Genomic DNA, 17080 nt, shown 5'->3' on the forward strand with positions numbered 1-17080 from the left:
CAAAGCACACTTTGGACGATTTTCAGCGCAGCCTTAAAGGCCGTAAATACCGCTGAATTTCTCTTCGAGATAATCCAACAATGGCACTTCCGTGGGCTCAAACCCGCAGGCATGCACGATCGTGTCATGCGGTGTGCGCAGGCCCCCGTATTGCTGCAGGTTTTCGCGCAACCAATCCGTGGCAAGAGATGTGTCCCCCTTGGCCAAAGCCGCATCAATGCCAGAAACCTCATTACGCATCGCTGTGTTCAAACAGCCCGCATAGACGTTGCCCAATGAATAGGTCGGGAAATAGCCGAAGAGGCCAACGGGCCAATGCACGTCTTGCAAACAGCCGTTGGACACCTTGTCGACCTTTACGCCAAAATCGGCTTCGAACCGCGCGTTCCACGCCTCTGGCAGGTCTTTGATTTCCAAAGCACCAGAGATAATGTCGCGTTCCAGATCAAAGCGCAAAAGCACATGCAGGTTGTATTGAATTTCGTCGCTTTCGGTGCGGATAAAGCCTTTGGTGACGCGGTTCACAGCTGCGTAAAACCCTTCAGCGCTATTGATACCGAAATCGCCAAAGCTGCTCCGCATTTTGCCATACAGGTATTCCGTATAAGCACGCGAGCGGCCCAACTGGTTCTCGTAAATCCGCGATTGGCTTTCATGCACGCCCATCGACACGCCCCCGCCAAGCGGTGTGAACAGATGCGCGTCATCAATGCCTAGCTCGTAACAGGCATGGCCAACTTCGTGGATCGTAGAATACAGGCAGTTGAACGGATCATCATGGGATGTGCGCGTGGTGATACGCGAATCCGAACCAGAGCCGCTTGAAAACGGATGCACGGCCTTGTCGATCCGACCGCGATTGAAGTCATAGCCAAAGCTTTTCGCGACCTCATGGGTCAGCGCCATTTGCGCCGCCTCATCGAAGGTACCGCTGACGCCCTTGGGTTGATCAGCGCCCAAAACCTTATCACGCAGCGCGCTTAAACGAGGACGCAGCGCGCCAAACATTGCAGACAACTCTGCCGCTGTTGCGCCTGGTTCATAGTCTTGCAGCATCGCATCATACAGATCGCCGCCATCGGCCAAAGCCGCCGCTTCTTCGCGTTTGAGCGCCACCACGCGTTCGAAGGTCGGGGCGAAATGGGCGAAATCATCATTGGCGCGCGCCTCGGCCCAAATGCCTTGGGACAATGATGTCACCTTAGCAATTTCAGTGGCCAAATCGGCGGGCACCTTGGTGTTACGCGCATAAGACCGCGTGATGTGGCGCAGGTTTGCAGCCTGCACCGCATCCAATCCCTGTGGATCGATCGCCGCCAGCCACGCCCCCACACGCGGGTCTGTGCGCCGCGCGTGCAACACGGTTTCCATCGCGGACAGTTCTTCACCGCGTTGGGCGGCTGCACCTTCGGGCATGATGGTTTCTTGATCCCAATTGAGCCGCCCAGCAACAGATCCAAGCGCCTCGGTGGTTTTTTGAAACGCCATTAAGTCAGTATATGCAGTCATTATCAGGTTCCTCGGACAGATTGGGTTTTGGGGTATTGGCTCAAAAACCGCGCCCGCAAGACTGATACAAACAAGGCCACGGCCCCGATTTGATGCGCAAGGCCAAGATGCATCGGCGCGCCATGCAGCACTGTGACGATGCCCAAAGCCACCTGCAAGAACAAGATCGCAGCCATCATATTAAAGGCCGCAGCCGTGCTGCGATTGGCTGATTTACGCGCGCGCAACCATACTGTCAGCCCATAAATGAACACGACATATCCCATCATCCGATGCATGAATTGCACAAGACCGGCATCTTCAAAGAAATTGCGCCACATCGGCGTCAAACTTAACGGATCAGGTGGCAAGAATTGTCCGCCCATCAACGGCCAATCGGTAAACCCGCGCCCAGCATCAATACCCGCAACCAAAGCCCCCAGCAAAATTTGCAAAAACACCATATGCAGCATCCCTGTGCCTTTGGTGAACAGCTTGGCATCACGGTTGCGCCGCGCTTGCATGAGTTCGCCCTCAGACTGGCTGAGTTGGAACACGTACCACGCAATAAATCCAAGGATCACAAAGGCCAACCCAAGATGGGTTGCGAGCCTATAGGACGCCACATCCAAACGATCTCCAGTGAGGCCAGAGGAGACCATCCACCAGCCAATCGCGCCCTGAAGACCGCCCAAAGCGCCGATGAACAGCAGTTTTTTGGTCCAACCTGTGGGGATTTTACGCGCGAGGGCGAAGCCTGCAAAGCCAAGGAACCAAACAAGTCCGATGGTGCGGCCCAATTGACGATGACCCCATTCCCACCAATAGATCGCCTTGAATTCAGACAAAGACATGCCAGCGTTTTGCAGCTGATATTCGGGTATTTCTTTGTATTTCTCGAACTCTGTTGCCCAAGCTGCCGCATTCATCGGCGGCATGGCACCCGTGACAGGCTTCCATTCCGTGATCGACAGACCGGAATCCGTCAAACGCGTCATGCCCCCCACAGCGATCATCACCATCACCATAGCAAACAAGATCAACAGCCAAGCGCGGATGCCTTTGCGTGCGCCGGATTTGCCTGTATCGATCAAGCCACCTTTGGGGGCTGATACAGGTTTTGCGTCTGCGCCGACCTCTTCAAAAATACTGCGTTTCGATGTTGGTTTTTGAGCCATGCGATGCGCCCCTATATGTGCGGTGTTTGCATGGGAAACTAGGCAGCACCCCGCCCAAGGGCAAGCACATCCAGACGTCAAAAGACGCTTTGACGCGCTTAAATTTGAAAAACTATCCATTGAACGCGCATATCGCGGGTCTAGCGACCCGAACCGCGTTCTTTCCAGCGTTTCATTTGTCGCATCATTCCGTGCATCATCTGCACATCCATCTTGGTCATCGGCATCCGCGACCACAGATTGCGCAGGTTCAGCTTCATGCTGGTGGCTTTGTCTTCGGGGAAAAAGAACCCTGCTTGATCCAACGTCTCTTCATAATGATCGCCGAGCTTTTCCATCTCGACATGCCCTGCCCATTCGGTGCCCGCCATTTCCACCACTTCAGGGACGATGTCAGCGGTTTGGCGACGCCATTCATAGGCCGTTAACAAGACACATTGCGCGAGATTTAAAGACGGAAACTCAGGGTTGATCGGCACGGTGATCAGCGCATTGGCATGGACCACATCGTCGTTTTCCAACCCTGCCCGCTCAGGCCCGAACATCACGCCGACTTTGCCACCATTGGCCATAATGGCGCGGGCGTGTTCCATGGCGCGTTCAGGCGACATCACAGGTTTGGTGATGTCTCGCATCCGCGCGGTGGTCGCAAAAACATAGTCACAATCGGCCAAAGCGTCTGGCACGGTGTCAAACATGCCCGCCTCGTCCAAAAGACGCCCCGCGCCCGAGGCCATCGCCACGGCTTTTTGATTGGGCCAGCCATCACGCGGATCAACGATGCGCATCCGGTCCAAGCCGAAATTCCACATCGCGCGCGCCGCCCCGCCGATGTTTTCGCCCATCTGAGGGCGCACCAGAATGAACGCAGGTGTAGGACCGGACAGATCGAAGTCTTGGGGCGTATCGGACATGTGTTGAACTTTCTTGGTCGTAGCTTGATTGCAGCATGAGATTACAGCAAAGGGGCCTGCGCGTGATAGGCGCAGATCGCCAAATGCGCAAGGGACTGTGACTGCGGACGATGAGCGGCATGGGACACGCGCAAAGCCTTCCACACAAAGTCTAAAGCCGCTATATCAAACCAAACGTCAAAAGGAGTCGCCCATGTCCGATCACACAGATCAATCCGAAGTGCCGCAAATCTATCTGCTGACTCCTGCCGCTTTTGATGTGCAGACATTTCCTGCCCTTTTGGCACAAGTATTGGACGATCATGAAGTCGCTTGTGTGCGCTTGGCTTTGGCCAGCAAAGACGAAGTTGAACTTGGCCGTGCCGCCGATGCTGTGCGCGAAGTTTGCCATGCGCGTGATGTGGCGATTGTCATCGATTCCCATGTGGCTTTGGCCGAAAAGCACGGGCTTGACGGGGTGCATTTGCTCGACGGTGCGCGCTCTGTGCGAGATGTGCGCAAAACGCTTGGGGCGGATGCGATTGTCGGCGCATTTTGTGGGGCCACGCGTCATGATGGCATGACGGCTGGCGAAATTGGCGCGGATTACGTGGCCTTTGGCCCTGCGGGGGCCAGTGGCCTTGGCACTGGCGAGCAGGCGGAAAAAGATTTGTTTGAATGGTGGTCGTTGATGATCGAAGTGCCAGTTGTCGCCGAAGGCGCTTTGGACGTGGAGACGATCAAAGCCTTGACGCCACACACTGATTTCTTTGCCATTGGTGATGAAATTTGGGGCCAAGACGACCCAAGTGCAGCATTGGGCACTTTGATCGCAGCCATGGGCTAATCGGGCCTGCTAACGCATATATTTACATGAATAACTTACTTTAAGGCCCCCTCAGCGGGGTCTTTTAGTGTCAGCTATCGCTTTAGACGTTTTTGAATTTATCAGAGATTTCAGGCAGAGCTGAGCGCACAGCCTTTTCGCATAAAACCGCCATGTCTTTGCGGTTTGGCACGTCTTTCACGGCGATTGGATCATGAAACGTGATCTCGATAGATCCCTGCTTGCGGGCTTTCAAAAAGGTGATCAAAGACGGTGCGAACTCCATATCGCCCCACCAGCCGTAAAAGCGTGGATCAGCCCCCAAGGGCGCAATGTATCGCACTGTAACCGGCTGGATAGAGACCTCATCACGCAATTCTGGCGCGAAAAACGCCGCAAACAACGTGGGTTTAAACGGCAAAACCCGCAAACCATCGGTCGATGTGCCCTCTGGGAAAAACAACAATTTATGCCCCATGTGCAAACGCGCCTCGAACAGCGCCTTTTGACGCCCCGCCTCTTTGCGATCACGCGCGATAAACACTGTGCCACTGGCACGTGCCAAAGGGCCAATACCAGCCCAATTGGCCACCTCGGCTTTCGAGACAAAAAAAACATTCTGGCAGGCATTCAGCGTAAAAATATCCAACCAAGAGGAATGATTTGCCACCACTGCACCAGGGGCTGACATCGGCGCGCCGGTTGTATGTAAGGGAATGCCCATAATCCTTAGGGACATCCGCGACACAAAGCGCGGAAAAAACGACGACCAAGGCCTGCGCGCGCCAACACTCAGGCGCTCGATGCCCCTTGTGAGCATCATCAGCGGTAGGCATACCAATATCAACAGCACGATCGGCGCACCGCGCAAAACGGCCCGCAGCCCGTCGAAACGTTCCCATGGCGGTTCAACAGGTGGCACGGAACTGTTCCAAAGTGGCGACGTCATCTCAGACGCTCGCGCGTATACATGTCCTTTTGGCGTGGCGAAACCTGCGCAATATCCAAAATCAAGCACACATCGATGGTGTTAAACGCGTGGTCAATGAAAGCGCCCTCGCCCACAGTTCCCCCCAAACGCAGGTAAGCTTTGATCAGCGCAGGCACCTGTAGCATGGCTGAGCGTCGGTCGATTTGATCCTCAGGGATCAGATCCATGTTCTGAAATAAGTCATCGGTGGCGCGGACTCGCAATTCTTGCGGCGCAAGGTGGCGATGATGCAGCAAGGACAGGGGTTCTGCCAGCTTCGTCATGTCTGTGCCGTGAAAAGATGCCACGCCGAACAACACGTCGAACCCGCCTTCAAAGACGTATTTCGCAAGGCCAGCCCACATGTGGTATAACGCTGTGCCGCCGCGATATTCTGGGGCCACACAAGACCGACCAAGTTCTAACAGACGTTTGCCTGAGGCTTTGAGTACGCTCAGATCATATTCGGCCTCTGTATAGAAACCGCCGATTTCAACAGCTTTCTCGCCCGTCAAAAGGCGGTACACCCCAACGCATTGTTCAAGCGGGTCATCAGAGCGCGATTTATCGATCAACATCAAATGGTCGTAAACGGGATCAAACTTATCCGCCTCGAGCTGAGCCTCATGATCGACCATTGCGCCGTCAGAGCCAAGCTCTTCGACAAAAACCCTATAACGCAGACGCTGCGCCGCGCGCATATCTTGTGTGCAGGTTGCAAAGCGCAGTTCGAACTTGTGATCGAGTTCACTCATTGGGGGTCTTTTTTAAAAGGAAGAGGTGGGCGGTTTCTACGGCGTTCGCGGTATCAATGCAACACAGCTTGCCCAAGGAACGCCTCTATACACCTTTAGGTTGTAAATAAATTCAATACGACGCCCAATAAGAGTGTGGCCCATATCAATGAAACTTTAACCATAACGAGACTAATCAAACACAGGAAGGAGAGCGACGCGACGGCTATCAATGACAATCTTACCAACCTGTTCGAACATCACCGTCAGTTTGCCATTGATATTGGATTGAACCTGCCCCCTGCCCCAATCTTCGCAGTTAGGGTGGCGCACGAACTGACCTGGTTCAAGCATAGCATTTAAATCGTCCATCGCAGTACTTTCCTATGTTAGCCCCACTTCAGGAGACACAATGACCAAAGAATTGACCCGCGACATCGCCGCCATGATCGGTTCTCGAATCTGCCATGATCTTATCAGCCCTGTCGGCGCGATTTCCAATGGCGTTGAATTGCTTGGCATGTCTAGCGGAAACACCAATCCCGAACTCAGCCTTATCGCGGAAAGCGTTGACAATGCAAACGCCCGTGTAAAGTTTTTTCGGATCGCATTCGGTATGGCCTCTCCCAATCAAATGACCGGACGGATGGAGATGTTGACGATCTTGAAGGCTTTGGAAACCGCCCGTTTGAAATACGAGTGGCAACCTGAAACGGATATGCTGCGCGATGAAGTGAAACTCGCCTGTTTGATGATGCTGTGTATTGAAACCGCGATGCCGCGAGGCGGAATGATCAAAATCAGTAATGATAATGGCCAATGGTGTGTTGATGCGCGTGCCGACCGTCTGGATCCCTCGCCTGACTTGTGGGCGCGATTGGGCGCCACCACCACCGCTGATGGGCTGAAGCCATCCGAAGTTCAGTTTATTTTGGCCCCGCTACAAGCGGAATTGCTCAACAGACACATCACCGCCCAAACCCAAGAAGGCGTTTTGCGCCTCATAGCTTAAACCCGTTTGAGTCCCGTGATGTTGTCCTCCCCAAGGTCACACAAAAGGCGCGCCTCTCCGGCGCGCCTTCTTTATATCCGTGACCGGTTAGTGTTTCAGATCACTTGCGCGTCGCGCCGTCCGATGTCACCAAATATTTAAACGAGGTCAACTGCTCAGCGCCCACAGGGCCGCGCGCGTGCATTTTACCTGTTGAAATGCCGATCTCTCCGCCCATACCAAACTCGCCACCATCCGCGAATTGCGTCGAGGAATTGTGCATCAAAATCGCGCTATCAATCCGCTCAAAGAACTTGGCGACATTGTCAGCCGTCTCGGAAATGATGCAGTCGGTGTGAGACGACGAATACTGATGGATATGCGCAATTGCGCCATCGATATCGTCAACAACCTTGGCCGCAATGATGGCATCAGCATATTCACAGCCCCAATCGTCTTGGGTTGCAGGCACGACGCCCGCAATCGATTGCAAGGTCTCGTCACCACGCACTTCGATGCCAGCTTTCATCAATGCCTGGATCACATCCACGCCAAGAGTGCCCGCTAAGTCTTTATGAATAAGCAAACATTCTGCCGCGCCACAAATACCAGTGCGGCGCGCCTTAGCGTTGACCACGACCTCCATCGCCTTTTTGGGATCGCTTGAGGCATCCATGAATACATGCACGATGCCCTCTAAATGCGCAAACACCGGCACACGCGCTTCGCGTTGCACAAGGCCCACAAGCCCCTTACCGCCGCGCGGCACGATCACGTCGATATAATCTGTCATCGACAGCATTTCACTGACCGCTGCGCGATCACGGGTTGGCACGCGCTGGATGGCATCCGCAGGCAGGCCTGCTTTGACCAATCCATCGACCAGACAGTCGTGGATCAGACCTGAAGAGTGAAAACTTTCTGACCCGCCGCGCAAAATCACCGCATTGCCAGCTTTCAAACACAAAGCCCCCGCATCGGCGGTCACATTGGGGCGCGATTCATAGATCACGCCGATAACGCCCAAAGGCGTGCGCGTACGTTTGATGTGCAAACCAGAGGGCATATCCCATTCGGCAATCACATCGCCGACAGGGTCTTTTTGCTCTGCGATGGTGCGCAAAGCCTCTTTGATCCCTGCAATGCGATCTTCGGTCAGCAACAACCGATCCAACATCGCATCACTCAGACCTTTGTCCCGACCAAAGGCCATGTCTTTTTCGTTTGCTGCAAGGATTTCGTCACGGCGGGCCCAAATGGCCTCTGCCGCACCAATCAAGGCCGCCTGTTTGGTTTCGGCCGAAGCATAAGCCAAGGTCGCTGAAGCTGCTTTGGCCCGTTTGCCGATGTCTTGCATCAGTTCAGTTATGTTAACGTCTTGTGTCATAACACCATATCATCCCTATGAATCATTGCGGCTCGGCCCGAGTGACCAAGGATCGTTTGAATATCTTGTGTCTTTGCCCCTTTGATGGCCCGGGCTTCGTCAGATGTATACCGTGTCAGTCCAAGTCCGACACGGACGGCATCCGGCCCCACAATCTCAACCGGTTCACCACGGCCAAATTGACCTGACACCTCTGTGACACCTGCCGGCAACAAAGAGTTGCCCTTGTTCAACGCATGGATCGCGCCGGCATCTACTGTCAAAGTCCCTTTGGATTTCATCGCGCCAATCCAGTTTTTGCGTGCCCTTTTGGGATCAACCGATGGTAAAAACCATGTCGCCATAGCCCCATTGTCTAATGCTTGAAGCGGGCGGTCAACAGCCCCTTGGGTGATGGCCATCGCACAACCGCCTGCCATCGCCGTTTTGGCAGCTAGAATTTTGGTTTTCATCCCGCCCTTGGACAGACCGGATATTGGATCGCCAGCCATATTTTCGATATCAGGCGTAATTTCAGAAACTTGCGCGATATGCTTTGCCGTTGGATCTGTATTCGGATTGGCCGTGTATAGCCCGTCAATATCAGACAAAAGCACCAAGGTATCAGCATCGACCGTGACCGCAATTTGCGCCGCCAAACGGTCATTGTCGCCATAGCGAATTTCATCAGTGGCAATCGTGTCGTTTTCATTGACGATGGGCACGACTCCAAGCGCCAAAAGCGCCTCAAGAGACGCACGGGCGTTCAAATAGCGTCGGCGATCTTCGGTGTCGTCCAACGTTAAAAGCACCTGCGACGCGATGATGCCATGCGCATCAAAGGAGTCTTGATACGCCCGCGCAAGACGAATTTGCCCCACTGAAGCACAGGCCTGTGATTGCTCTAATGGCAAGTCTTTGACGGGCAGATTCAGCACACCACGCCCCAAAGCGATAGAGCCAGAGGACACGATGATCACATCCATGCCACGGGCTTTAAGCATCGCCACATCTTCGGCCAAACCCGTCAGCCAAGCTTTGCGAAGATCACCGGATTCGACCAGTAAGGCCGATCCGATTTTTATGACAACGCGTTTTGCATCTTTTAAGGTCGCCACGATGTTTCTTCCTCATCGCCTCCGTCGGCTTGTTTGGTGCGCAAACGGTCCATTGAAATCTCGGCCTTCAACGCGCGCAGAACGGTATCCACCCCGTCACGGCTGACGCCGGACATGGTGTAAACCCGTCCGCCAGACGCTTTTTCAAGTGCTGCTGTTTTCTCGGCGATTTCTTCTTCGGTCAAGCTGTCAACTTTATTGAGCACCGTGATGCGCGGCTTGTCACCCAGTTCATCGGCGTAATTCGAAATCTCGCCAATGATCACGTTGTAATCATGGGCCACATCCTCGGACGTTCCATCCACAAGGTGCAACAACACCGCACAACGTTCCACGTGACCAAGGAACAGATCGCCAAGACCGCGCCCCTCAGAGGCGCCCTCGATCAGACCTGGAATGTCGGCGACCACAAATTCTGTATTGTCGATCCCCACAACACCCAAATTCGGGTGCATGGTCGTGAACGGGTAATCGGCCACTTTGGGACGAGCATTTGATGTCACGGACAAAAACGTCGATTTACCGGCATTTGGCATGCCCAAAAGCCCCGCATCCGCGATCAATTTCAGGCGCAACCAGATCGTGCGATCGATACCCTCTTGACCCGGATTTGCGGTTCGCGGCGCTTGGTTGGTCGAAGATTTAAAGTGCAAGTTGCCCCATCCGCCGTTGCCACCTTTGATCAAAACGATCTTTTGGCCAACTTCGGTGATGTCAAACAATACAGTTTCTTGATCTTCATCCATAATCTCAGTGCCCGCAGGCACCCGCAGATAGATGTCTTTGCCGTCTTTACCGGTGCGATTGCTGCCCATGCCGCCCTGCCCGTTTTGGGCAAAGAAATGCTGCTGGTAGCGAAAATCAATGAGGGTGTTGAGACCGTCAACGGCTTCAACAATAACGCTGCCGCCGCGTCCGCCATCACCGCCATTTGGACCACCATATTCGATGTATTTCTCACGCCGAAACGATACACAGCCGTTGCCGCCTGAGCCGGATCGAATGTAAACTTTGCAAAGATCGAGAAATTTCATGTGGTGATCCTTTCAGATCGAAGACTTAGCCTGCGTTGGCGGCAAATTCAATGTGCCTTATGCGCGTGATAGCGCGTGGGCGTAAGGGTTAAAATGCGCGTTTTCACCTCTTTATCCCGTGCTTTCGAGAATTTATAGGTGATTTCGCGCGGTTCAAAGCCCAAGGCGGTCAGAATGGCCTTGGAACCCCTGTTGCCCAGAAAATACGATGAGGCCAGCGTGTCGCCATATTGGCCCATCCAATGGTTGACGACCGCATTGGCCGCCTCAGACATGTATCCTTGACGCCAAAACGGTTGCCCAAGCCAATAGCCGAATTCGGTAACGACTTCGACACTGCCCATAAATGCGCCAGTGTCGCGCGAAGTAATCGCAAAGCGCCAAGGGTTGCTCACCGCGCTGATATACCAATGTGCCTCGACAATCGAATAGGGAAAGCTGACGCGCGTCAACCAGCTGCTCACGTCAAGATTGTTGAGCAGGCGCACAAGATCAGGCGCATCATCGCCCCGAAAAGGGCGCAGGATCAGTCTTTTGGTGGTTAATATTTGGGTCATCGGGGTCGTCCTTGATTTTGGCGACCCCGTTTTGGCTCATGGGGTCAGTCGAGCTTGCACACATAGGTCCATGTCGGGACCCGCGCGCCACGTGAGACACTGAATGTTTCGGCGTCTCCGAGATATTCAAAGCCTGCATTTGTCACCACGCGGGCCGAGGCTTGGTTGTCTTGGAAAATCTCGGCGAACATGGTTTTGTCCCCCAAAGGATTTGCTGCAACCAGTGCCTTCAGCGCCGATGACGCAATGCCAGTGCCCCAAAACGACGGGGCGACCCAAAAGCTGACCTCGGATTGGTCGCGCTCAAGCGGTTTCAACTGCATAACGCCCAGAACTTCGGACAGGCCCGCGGCCTCGCCATCGATGATAAAGGTGTGCAATGGCACAGCCGGATCAAGAGATCGCGCGATGAAGGCCTCAGTCGCCCCTGGTGGCAATGGGTGCGGCAAGGACCGTGACGCGTTCGCCACGCGCTTGTCGCTGGCATAGAGTGACAACAGCCCCACATCAGAGGATTTAGGACCCCGCAACGTAAACCGGTCAGCCTCAATAGGGTCTTGTGTCACTTTCAAATCGCGAACGATGGTGTGATCTAATTTCATATCTCTCCTCCTCGAAGAGTACCTCAAAACAACGCCACCCCTCCCAAGGGGCGCCTGCGGCGAAGGACGTTTTCACATAGCCGTATAGCTAAGCAATTTTAACATTCGTTAACGTACTTGGTGTGGCAGGTAAAAAATCACAAGCCCCACACAGAAAAAGGGACCGGCCCGAAGGCCGATCCCTTGAATTTTAAACCATCAAGGTCGGCTTATTCAGCGGCCTCTGCCACTGGAAGCACAGAGATGAAAGTCCGTTTTTTCAAGCCCTTGTGAAATTTCACAGCGCCGTCAGTTGTTGCAAAGATTGTGTGGTCTTTGCCAAGGCCAACGCCTTCACCTGGGTAGAATTTCGTACCGCGCTGACGCACGATGATGTTGCCTGCGATTGCAGACTGACCACCGTAGAGTTTAACGCCGAGACGACGACCAGCTGAGTCGCGACCGTTGCGGGATGAACCGCCTGCTTTTTTATGTGCCATGGTGTGCTCTCCTTAACTCTACTTACTTCGCCAAAGCTTTGGCTTGATCAATCCAACCTTCGCGCTCGATACGGCCTTTGAAAGACAGTTTCTCGCCGAATTCTTCAACATCCGCTTCAGTCCAAGCTGCAACTTGAGCAAAGCTTGTCACGCCAGCAGCGTGCAATTTCTTCTCAAGAGCAGGACCAACGCCTGACAATTGTTTCAGATCGTCTGCGCCAGCGGCTGCAGGGGCAGCTTTCGGAGCAGATTTTTTAGCAGCCGCAGCTTTTGGAGCAGCAGCTGCGCCAGAACCGTGGGCTTCTTTACGAGCAAGGCTTGCACCGATTGCCGCTTTCACGCCAGATGCGTCTGCACCTGTTTCAAGGATATCCGTAATACGCAACAATGTAAGCTGCTGACGGTGACCCTTAGTACGCTTGGAAGAGTGCTTACGACGACGCTTAACGAAGTTGATAAGCTTTTCGCCTTTGATCTGGTCGATCACTTCAGCTTGGACGCCAGCGCCCTCGACCAAAGGGGCACCAACAGTGGAGCCCACCATGAGAATCTCGTTGAACTGGATTTTTTCACCAGCAGCGACAGCAAGCTTTTCCACGCGCAAAACGTCACCGCTTTGGACTTTGTATTGCTTACCGCCAGTTTTCAGAACTGCGAACATGCAGTCGTCCTTTCAATATACCCGCGTTTTTTGGTCCCTTTGCCAATCAGTTACCCGATAAGCGCCAGCGTTTGTTACCTCAAACAGCGCGTCCCTCTGTGGGGACGAGATTATCTAAACCCATTGACTGGGGCCTATCTTGCGACAGGGTTTTCCCAAAACAATAGCGCTCGGTCGTACCGATGGCACGCCAAGTGGCGCGTGTATCAAGAATCTTATACTATAAGTCAAGCTGCGATTGGCTTTATTGCCGCGCTTATTGCTTAAAAGCGCACAAAGCGCCTTAGATCACAATTCTTGCCCATCAAATGTCTGGATCAACAGGGCTGTCCCTGCGCCAAGACCGCGTGCCAGATCGGCATAGACATTATCGAAAGCCGCAAAGACGGCTGTGTTCAACGCCCGCCCCGCATCCGATTTACCAAAGGCGATATAGTCATCAAACTCGTCTTCATCAAGCGGCTGATAGGCCAAGGCGGAAAACCCGTAAACCCATTCCATCACCTGCGCGCGGGCCTCTGGTTCGCCGGCCCAAACCTCGCGCATGATATCCGCCTCACTCAACCCCATACCCTCTTGGGCCCCAGCGCTGAATCCCCTAAAATAGGCGATGTCAGAATTCATCGCGCCGACGACATTCAACTCGATCAAATCGTTTGAGGTCACATAGTCTTCGATCAATTGCGCGCGCTGACTTTGAGGGTCCAGCTCTGCCCACATGTCGCCAGCAGCACTCAGCACCGCGTCATCTGTGATCGCTTTGCGCGCATCCAGTTCCAGATCGGCAATTTCGCGCCCCAGATCGCTTTCATAAAATGCGACGATAGGCGTCAAATCGGTGGCACCAAAAGCTGTTTCCAACTCGATCCGAAAGGCCTCATGCATCGCCTCCTCGTTGTACAGCTTGGTGATCATACTGTCCCAAGCGTATCGCGGCATTCCAAGGTCGATATCGGGAGTGTCGTCAGCCATGCTGCGCCCCTCCTCCGCCAAAAGTTCGATCACTTCGGGAAATTTCATTAACGTCATCAGGTGATCAATCGGCGCCGCAGCCAATGGCATGCTTGTCATACAAAACAGCAAGGCCGCCCCCCCAAGTGAGCGCGCAGAGGTGTCGCCAAACTTCAACGTGATGAGATTGAGCATTGCCGCCCCTTTAAAATAAATTCATGACCAACAGTTAAGCAAGCGTGTGACCATTTCCAAGTGGCGCGGCTGCATCTTACACAGAACACACACAATAGTGAATCTCATATACGAGGCTGAAGCAAACAAGTTCTAAACACCTCAGACATGCGAAAACCTCTTGCGCAGAGGTCGCAGCAACGCTAATCACCCGCCACCACACCACCGCGGAGAGGTGCCGGAGTGGTCGAACGGGCCGGTTTCGAAAGCCGTTGTGCCTTTACGGGCACCCAGGGTTCGAATCCCTGTCTCTCCGCCATTTTTACATTTTTATGTCATTAAATCAGAATTTTAGAATCAAACCTTACGAATACCCCGTGAATGAACCCATGAGTTCGACAAGGCGATTTATCCCCTTTTCCGAGCAAGGGGGCTGCCCTCCGGCTACCCTAACCACATGGCAGGCCGGAAAGCCCCATAGCGGGTCGTGCATCGCGGCCCCTGATAGCCAAACGACGTGCCGTGCTCGTTCATCTAGCTTCGCCTGACCCTCAATCGCTGCAAAGGTCGTCGCGGGCACGTCTGCGGCCACAAGCGAGGAAACGGGCCGAAGGTTAGCCTTGCTCAGCAAGGACTAAATGGCTGACTTTGACTGGATTCATCGAGGGGTCGAAGTTAACTCGGCATTTGACACGAGAATTGAAATCGTTAGCATCACCCACACAACAGGGGCATCCGACATCAGTCGGGTTGAGACGTACCCTTTGAACCTGAACCGGCTCATACCGGCGTAGGAAGTTGTTTTGGACCCTGTGATTTACTGGGCCAGACCGATTCCCTTCGTCTTAGAAAGGGATGCATATGAACCAACCATCACACCACCTGAACGCCATGCGTGCTGCAGCGCCGCTGGTGCAGAACATAACCAATTATGTGGCCATGAATGTGATGGCCAACATCATGCTGGCGGCGGGGGCGTCGCCTGCCATGGCTCATGCGCGGGGCGAGGCCGCTGAGTTCGTAGGTCTGGCATCCGCACTCAGCATTAACATCGGCACGCTTGATGATGAATGGGCCGCGTGCATGCATATCGCGGCCCAAACGGCGAGTGAGCTTGGAAAGCCTTGGGTTTTGGATCCAGTTGCCGTGGGCGCAACAGCGTTGAGGCGTGACCTTGGCGCGCGCTTACTGGCATTGGGGCCAACCGTCATCCGTGGGAATGCGTCTGAAATTCTCGCCTTGTCGGGCGCGGCAGCACGAGGGCGTGGTGCCGATTCTGCCGATCCTGTCTTTGCCGCCGAGGCTGCTGCGCGCGATCTTGCGAGGCGCACAAACGCCGTTGTGGCGGTGACCGGAGAGGTCGATTTCGTCACGGATGGCACCCAGTCTGCGCGCATAACCAACGGTGATGCGATGATGCCCCGCATCACGGCTTTGGGGTGTTCACTGACGGGCATTGTGGCCGCGTTTTGCGCCGTTTCCCCGCCCTTTGAGGCAACAGTTGCCGCATTGGCCTATTATGGTGCTGCCGGCGAAGTGGCGGCGCAAACCGCTTGTGGTCCTGGTCGTTTTCAGGTGGCGTTTATAGATGCCTTGTTCGCTATGACCGGCGAGGCGCTGGACGCGGCGGCGCGGATCGAAGCAGCATGATCCCGCCTCTTTGCTTCATCACCGATGCCGCTGCGCCGCTGCCCATTGTCGACCAGGCTGAACAGGCCGCGCGCGGCGGGGCAAAATGGGTTCAGTTGCGCCACAAAACACTGAATGACGCAGAGTTTGCTGATCTTGCGAGGGCTATAGCTGCGCGGCTTGATCCATTGGGCGCGAAACTGATTGTGAATGATCGTGTCGAAATCGCCCGTGCCTTAGGCTGTTTTGGCGTACATGTCGGCCAATCAGATGGCGATCCTGCCGCTATTCGCGCACGGATAGGGCCGGACGCCGTGCTTGGCCTGTCAATTGAAACGCAGACGCAACTGGCGGCAATTCCACGTGATTGTGTTACCTATTTGGGCGTCGGTCCGGTGCGCGCGACGGCTTCCAAACCCGACCATGCCAGCCCTTTGGGCTTTGATGGTCTCGCAAGTATCGCCAGAGCGATATCGCTGCCCAGCATGGCCATTGGCGGGCTGACCTCTGTGGACGTGGCTGACGTGCGCCGCGCAGGCTGCGCTGGCATTGCTGTGGTGTCCGCCATTTCGCGTGCGGCGCAGCCAGATCGTGCAGCGCGTGATTTTCTTGATCAATGGAGCGACACATGATCCCCAACATACTTTCCATCGCGGGGTCGGACCCGTCAGGCGGGGCCGGCATTCAGGCTGACATCAAATCGATTTCGGCGAATGGCGGTTATGCAATGGCGGTCATCACTGGGCTGACGGCTCAAAATACACGCGGCGTCACGTCTGTCGAAATGGTGTCTGCCTCTATGATTATGGCCCAGATCGCAGCGCTTCGCGCAGATATAGACATTCACGCGGTCAAGATTGGGATGCTAGGGGATGTCGCGACGATTGAAACCGTGGCGAATGCTCTGGAAGGTTTGGATGTGCCCATAGTGCTGGACCCTGTGATGGTGGCCAAAGGTGGCGATAGGTTGTTGGCGGCGGATGCCGTTGCGGCCCTGCGCGAGCGCCTGTTGCCCCGCGCCAGTGTGTTGACCCCAAACCTGCCCGAAGCTGCGGACCTGTTGCAAACATCTGAGGCCAAAACCTTGGGCGAAATGCGCGACCACGCCTTACAACTCAAGGCGATGGGCTGCGGTGCCGTTTTGATCAAGGGCGGGCATCTGGCGCATGATATGGCGACGGATCTGTTGATCACGTCACGCGGCGAAACAACACTGCCTGCTCAGCGGTTTCAAACGCGCAACACACACGGAACCGGCTGCACATTGTCTTCTGCGCTGGCGACACAGATCGGGTTTGGCCACGCCCTGCCCGACGCCGCCCGTCTCGCCAAGATCTATATCACCGGTGCGATTATCGCCGCCGATGATTTGTCAGTCGGTAAAGGACACGGCCCCGTTCATCATTTTCATCCCCGAACCGAGGGCTAG

At 54.6% G+C, this 17080-nt stretch carries 19 protein-coding genes, 1 tRNA gene and 1 riboswitch; of the genes, 6 read left to right on the forward strand and 14 right to left on the reverse strand.

Annotated features, from left to right (window positions below):
* Window positions 1-33: 33 nt before the first annotated feature.
* From KO497_RS05230 to KO497_RS05240, 3 genes are all read right to left on the reverse strand, one after another.
* On the reverse strand, window positions 34-1509 hold the full coding sequence (locus tag KO497_RS05230) for a carboxypeptidase M32 (protein ID WP_215942913.1): 1476 nt from the start codon (window positions 1507-1509) through the stop codon (window positions 34-36).
* A 2-nt stretch (window positions 1510-1511) separates the two neighbouring features.
* Complete coding sequence (gene ctaA, locus KO497_RS05235; protein ID WP_215942914.1) at window positions 1512-2666, reverse strand: heme A synthase; 1155 nt, start codon at window positions 2664-2666, stop codon at window positions 1512-1514.
* Window positions 2667-2806: 140 nt separating this feature from the next.
* Window positions 2807-3580 carry an RNA methyltransferase gene (locus KO497_RS05240; protein ID WP_215942915.1) on the reverse strand — a complete coding sequence of 258 codons (774 nt, stop codon included), beginning with the start codon at window positions 3578-3580 and terminating at the stop codon, window positions 2807-2809.
* Between the two features lie 193 nt (window positions 3581-3773).
* On the opposite strand from KO497_RS05240, the gene KO497_RS05245 reads away from it, so the two are divergent.
* Complete coding sequence (locus tag KO497_RS05245; RefSeq protein ID WP_215942916.1) at window positions 3774-4406, forward strand: thiamine phosphate synthase; 633 nt, start codon at window positions 3774-3776, stop codon at window positions 4404-4406.
* 82 nt (window positions 4407-4488) lie between these two features.
* Here the strand turns inward: KO497_RS05245 and KO497_RS05250 are convergent, their stop codons facing one another.
* The 3 genes from KO497_RS05250 to KO497_RS05260 all read right to left on the reverse strand — a co-directional run bounded on the left by KO497_RS05250 (window position 4489) and on the right by KO497_RS05260 (window position 6461).
* On the reverse strand, window positions 4489-5334 hold the full coding sequence (locus tag KO497_RS05250; RefSeq protein WP_215942917.1) for a lysophospholipid acyltransferase family protein: 846 nt from the start codon (window positions 5332-5334) through the stop codon (window positions 4489-4491).
* Window positions 5331-6110, reverse strand: coding sequence for a GNAT family N-acetyltransferase (locus tag KO497_RS05255; RefSeq protein ID WP_215942918.1), 780 nt, complete (start codon window positions 6108-6110; stop codon window positions 5331-5333). Before KO497_RS05255 ends, KO497_RS05250 begins: the two co-directional genes overlap by 4 nt.
* A gap of 171 nt (window positions 6111-6281) precedes the next feature.
* Complete coding sequence (locus KO497_RS05260; protein WP_215942919.1) at window positions 6282-6461, reverse strand: DUF3553 domain-containing protein; 180 nt, start codon at window positions 6459-6461, stop codon at window positions 6282-6284.
* A gap of 40 nt (window positions 6462-6501) precedes the next feature.
* Between KO497_RS05260 and KO497_RS05265 the strand changes: the two genes are divergently transcribed.
* Window positions 6502-7101 carry a histidine phosphotransferase family protein gene (locus KO497_RS05265; RefSeq protein WP_215942920.1) on the forward strand — a complete coding sequence of 200 codons (600 nt, stop codon included), beginning with the start codon at window positions 6502-6504 and terminating at the stop codon, window positions 7099-7101.
* A gap of 100 nt (window positions 7102-7201) precedes the next feature.
* Here the strand turns inward: KO497_RS05265 and KO497_RS05270 are convergent, their stop codons facing one another.
* The 8 genes from KO497_RS05270 to KO497_RS05305 all read right to left on the reverse strand — a co-directional run bounded on the left by KO497_RS05270 (window position 7202) and on the right by KO497_RS05305 (window position 14043).
* Entirely contained in the window at window positions 7202-8467 is a 1266-nt protein-coding gene (locus KO497_RS05270) for a glutamate-5-semialdehyde dehydrogenase (RefSeq protein WP_252729524.1), read from the reverse strand.
* Window positions 8464-9564 (reverse strand): glutamate 5-kinase, encoded by a 1101-nt coding sequence (proB, locus tag KO497_RS05275; RefSeq protein WP_215942921.1) that lies wholly within the window; start codon window positions 9562-9564, stop codon window positions 8464-8466. The genes KO497_RS05270 and proB overlap by 4 nt, the downstream gene beginning before the upstream one ends.
* Window positions 9552-10598, reverse strand: coding sequence for a GTPase ObgE (obgE, locus tag KO497_RS05280; RefSeq protein WP_215942922.1), 1047 nt, complete (start codon window positions 10596-10598; stop codon window positions 9552-9554). The genes proB and obgE overlap by 13 nt, the downstream gene beginning before the upstream one ends.
* A gap of 47 nt (window positions 10599-10645) precedes the next feature.
* On the reverse strand, window positions 10646-11155 hold the full coding sequence (locus tag KO497_RS05285; protein ID WP_215942923.1) for a GNAT family N-acetyltransferase: 510 nt from the start codon (window positions 11153-11155) through the stop codon (window positions 10646-10648).
* Window positions 11156-11199: 44 nt separating this feature from the next.
* On the reverse strand, window positions 11200-11757 hold the full coding sequence (locus KO497_RS05290; RefSeq protein ID WP_215942924.1) for a GNAT family N-acetyltransferase: 558 nt from the start codon (window positions 11755-11757) through the stop codon (window positions 11200-11202).
* A gap of 209 nt (window positions 11758-11966) precedes the next feature.
* Window positions 11967-12236, reverse strand: a complete 270-nt coding sequence (gene rpmA, locus KO497_RS05295; protein WP_215942925.1) for a 50S ribosomal protein L27 — start codon at window positions 12234-12236, stop codon at window positions 11967-11969.
* Between the two features lie 22 nt (window positions 12237-12258).
* Entirely contained in the window at window positions 12259-12897 is a 639-nt protein-coding gene (locus KO497_RS05300; RefSeq protein WP_215942926.1) for a 50S ribosomal protein L21, read from the reverse strand.
* Window positions 12898-13185: 288 nt separating this feature from the next.
* Window positions 13186-14043: a DUF2059 domain-containing protein gene (locus KO497_RS05305; protein ID WP_215942927.1), complete on the reverse strand. Its 858-nt coding sequence runs from the start codon at window positions 14041-14043 to the stop codon at window positions 13186-13188.
* A 208-nt stretch (window positions 14044-14251) separates the two neighbouring features.
* Between KO497_RS05305 and KO497_RS05310 the strand changes: the two genes are divergently transcribed.
* The 4 genes from KO497_RS05310 to thiD all read left to right on the forward strand — a co-directional run bounded on the left by KO497_RS05310 (window position 14252) and on the right by thiD (window position 17080).
* A tRNA-Ser gene (locus KO497_RS05310) sits at window positions 14252-14341 on the forward strand.
* 398 nt (window positions 14342-14739) lie between these two features.
* A riboswitch (TPP riboswitch) is annotated at window positions 14740-14836 on the forward strand.
* 47 nt (window positions 14837-14883) lie between these two features.
* Entirely contained in the window at window positions 14884-15672 is a 789-nt protein-coding gene (gene thiM, locus KO497_RS05315) for a hydroxyethylthiazole kinase (protein ID WP_215942928.1), read from the forward strand.
* On the forward strand, window positions 15669-16283 hold the full coding sequence (gene thiE / locus KO497_RS05320; protein WP_215942929.1) for a thiamine phosphate synthase: 615 nt from the start codon (window positions 15669-15671) through the stop codon (window positions 16281-16283). Before thiM ends, thiE begins: the two co-directional genes overlap by 4 nt.
* The gene (thiD, locus tag KO497_RS05325; RefSeq protein ID WP_289846659.1) at window positions 16280-17080 is read left to right on the forward strand and encodes a bifunctional hydroxymethylpyrimidine kinase/phosphomethylpyrimidine kinase; all 801 of its coding nucleotides are present in this window, start codon (window positions 16280-16282) and stop codon (window positions 17078-17080) included. Before thiE ends, thiD begins: the two co-directional genes overlap by 4 nt.

Origin of the sequence: Pacificibacter marinus (genome assembly GCF_018860665.1) — a bacterium.
Lineage (GTDB): Bacteria > Pseudomonadota > Alphaproteobacteria > Rhodobacterales > Rhodobacteraceae > Celeribacter > Celeribacter marinus_A.

What these genes read in the sequence shown, in the direction of transcription:
- thiD (WP_289846659.1), top strand. Translation starts at nt 16,280, where the DNA reads ATGATCCCCAACATACTTTCCATCGCGGGGTCGGACCCGTCAGGCGGG.
- KO497_RS05290 (WP_215942924.1), bottom strand. Translation starts at nt 11,757, where the DNA reads ATGAAATTAGATCACACCATCGTTCGCGATTTGAAAGTGACACAAGAC.
- KO497_RS05240 (WP_215942915.1), bottom strand. Translation starts at nt 3,580, where the DNA reads ATGTCCGATACGCCCCAAGACTTCGATCTGTCCGGTCCTACACCTGCG.
- KO497_RS05255 (WP_215942918.1), bottom strand. Translation starts at nt 6,110, where the DNA reads ATGAGTGAACTCGATCACAAGTTCGAACTGCGCTTTGCAACCTGCACA.
- ctaA (WP_215942914.1), bottom strand. Translation starts at nt 2,666, where the DNA reads ATGGCTCAAAAACCAACATCGAAACGCAGTATTTTTGAAGAGGTCGGC.
- KO497_RS05285 (WP_215942923.1), bottom strand. Translation starts at nt 11,155, where the DNA reads ATGACCCAAATATTAACCACCAAAAGACTGATCCTGCGCCCTTTTCGG.
- thiM (WP_215942928.1), top strand. Translation starts at nt 14,884, where the DNA reads ATGAACCAACCATCACACCACCTGAACGCCATGCGTGCTGCAGCGCCG.
- KO497_RS05230 (WP_215942913.1), bottom strand. Translation starts at nt 1,509, where the DNA reads ATGACTGCATATACTGACTTAATGGCGTTTCAAAAAACCACCGAGGCG.
- KO497_RS05305 (WP_215942927.1), bottom strand. Translation starts at nt 14,043, where the DNA reads ATGCTCAATCTCATCACGTTGAAGTTTGGCGACACCTCTGCGCGCTCA.
- KO497_RS05250 (WP_215942917.1), bottom strand. Translation starts at nt 5,334, where the DNA reads ATGACGTCGCCACTTTGGAACAGTTCCGTGCCACCTGTTGAACCGCCA.
- KO497_RS05260 (WP_215942919.1), bottom strand. Translation starts at nt 6,461, where the DNA reads ATGGACGATTTAAATGCTATGCTTGAACCAGGTCAGTTCGTGCGCCAC.
- obgE (WP_215942922.1), bottom strand. Translation starts at nt 10,598, where the DNA reads ATGAAATTTCTCGATCTTTGCAAAGTTTACATTCGATCCGGCTCAGGC.
- KO497_RS05270 (WP_252729524.1), bottom strand. Translation starts at nt 8,467, where the DNA reads ATGACACAAGACGTTAACATAACTGAACTGATGCAAGACATCGGCAAA.
- thiE (WP_215942929.1), top strand. Translation starts at nt 15,669, where the DNA reads ATGATCCCGCCTCTTTGCTTCATCACCGATGCCGCTGCGCCGCTGCCC.
- KO497_RS05300 (WP_215942926.1), bottom strand. Translation starts at nt 12,897, where the DNA reads ATGTTCGCAGTTCTGAAAACTGGCGGTAAGCAATACAAAGTCCAAAGC.
- KO497_RS05245 (WP_215942916.1), top strand. Translation starts at nt 3,774, where the DNA reads ATGTCCGATCACACAGATCAATCCGAAGTGCCGCAAATCTATCTGCTG.
- rpmA (WP_215942925.1), bottom strand. Translation starts at nt 12,236, where the DNA reads ATGGCACATAAAAAAGCAGGCGGTTCATCCCGCAACGGTCGCGACTCA.
- KO497_RS05265 (WP_215942920.1), top strand. Translation starts at nt 6,502, where the DNA reads ATGACCAAAGAATTGACCCGCGACATCGCCGCCATGATCGGTTCTCGA.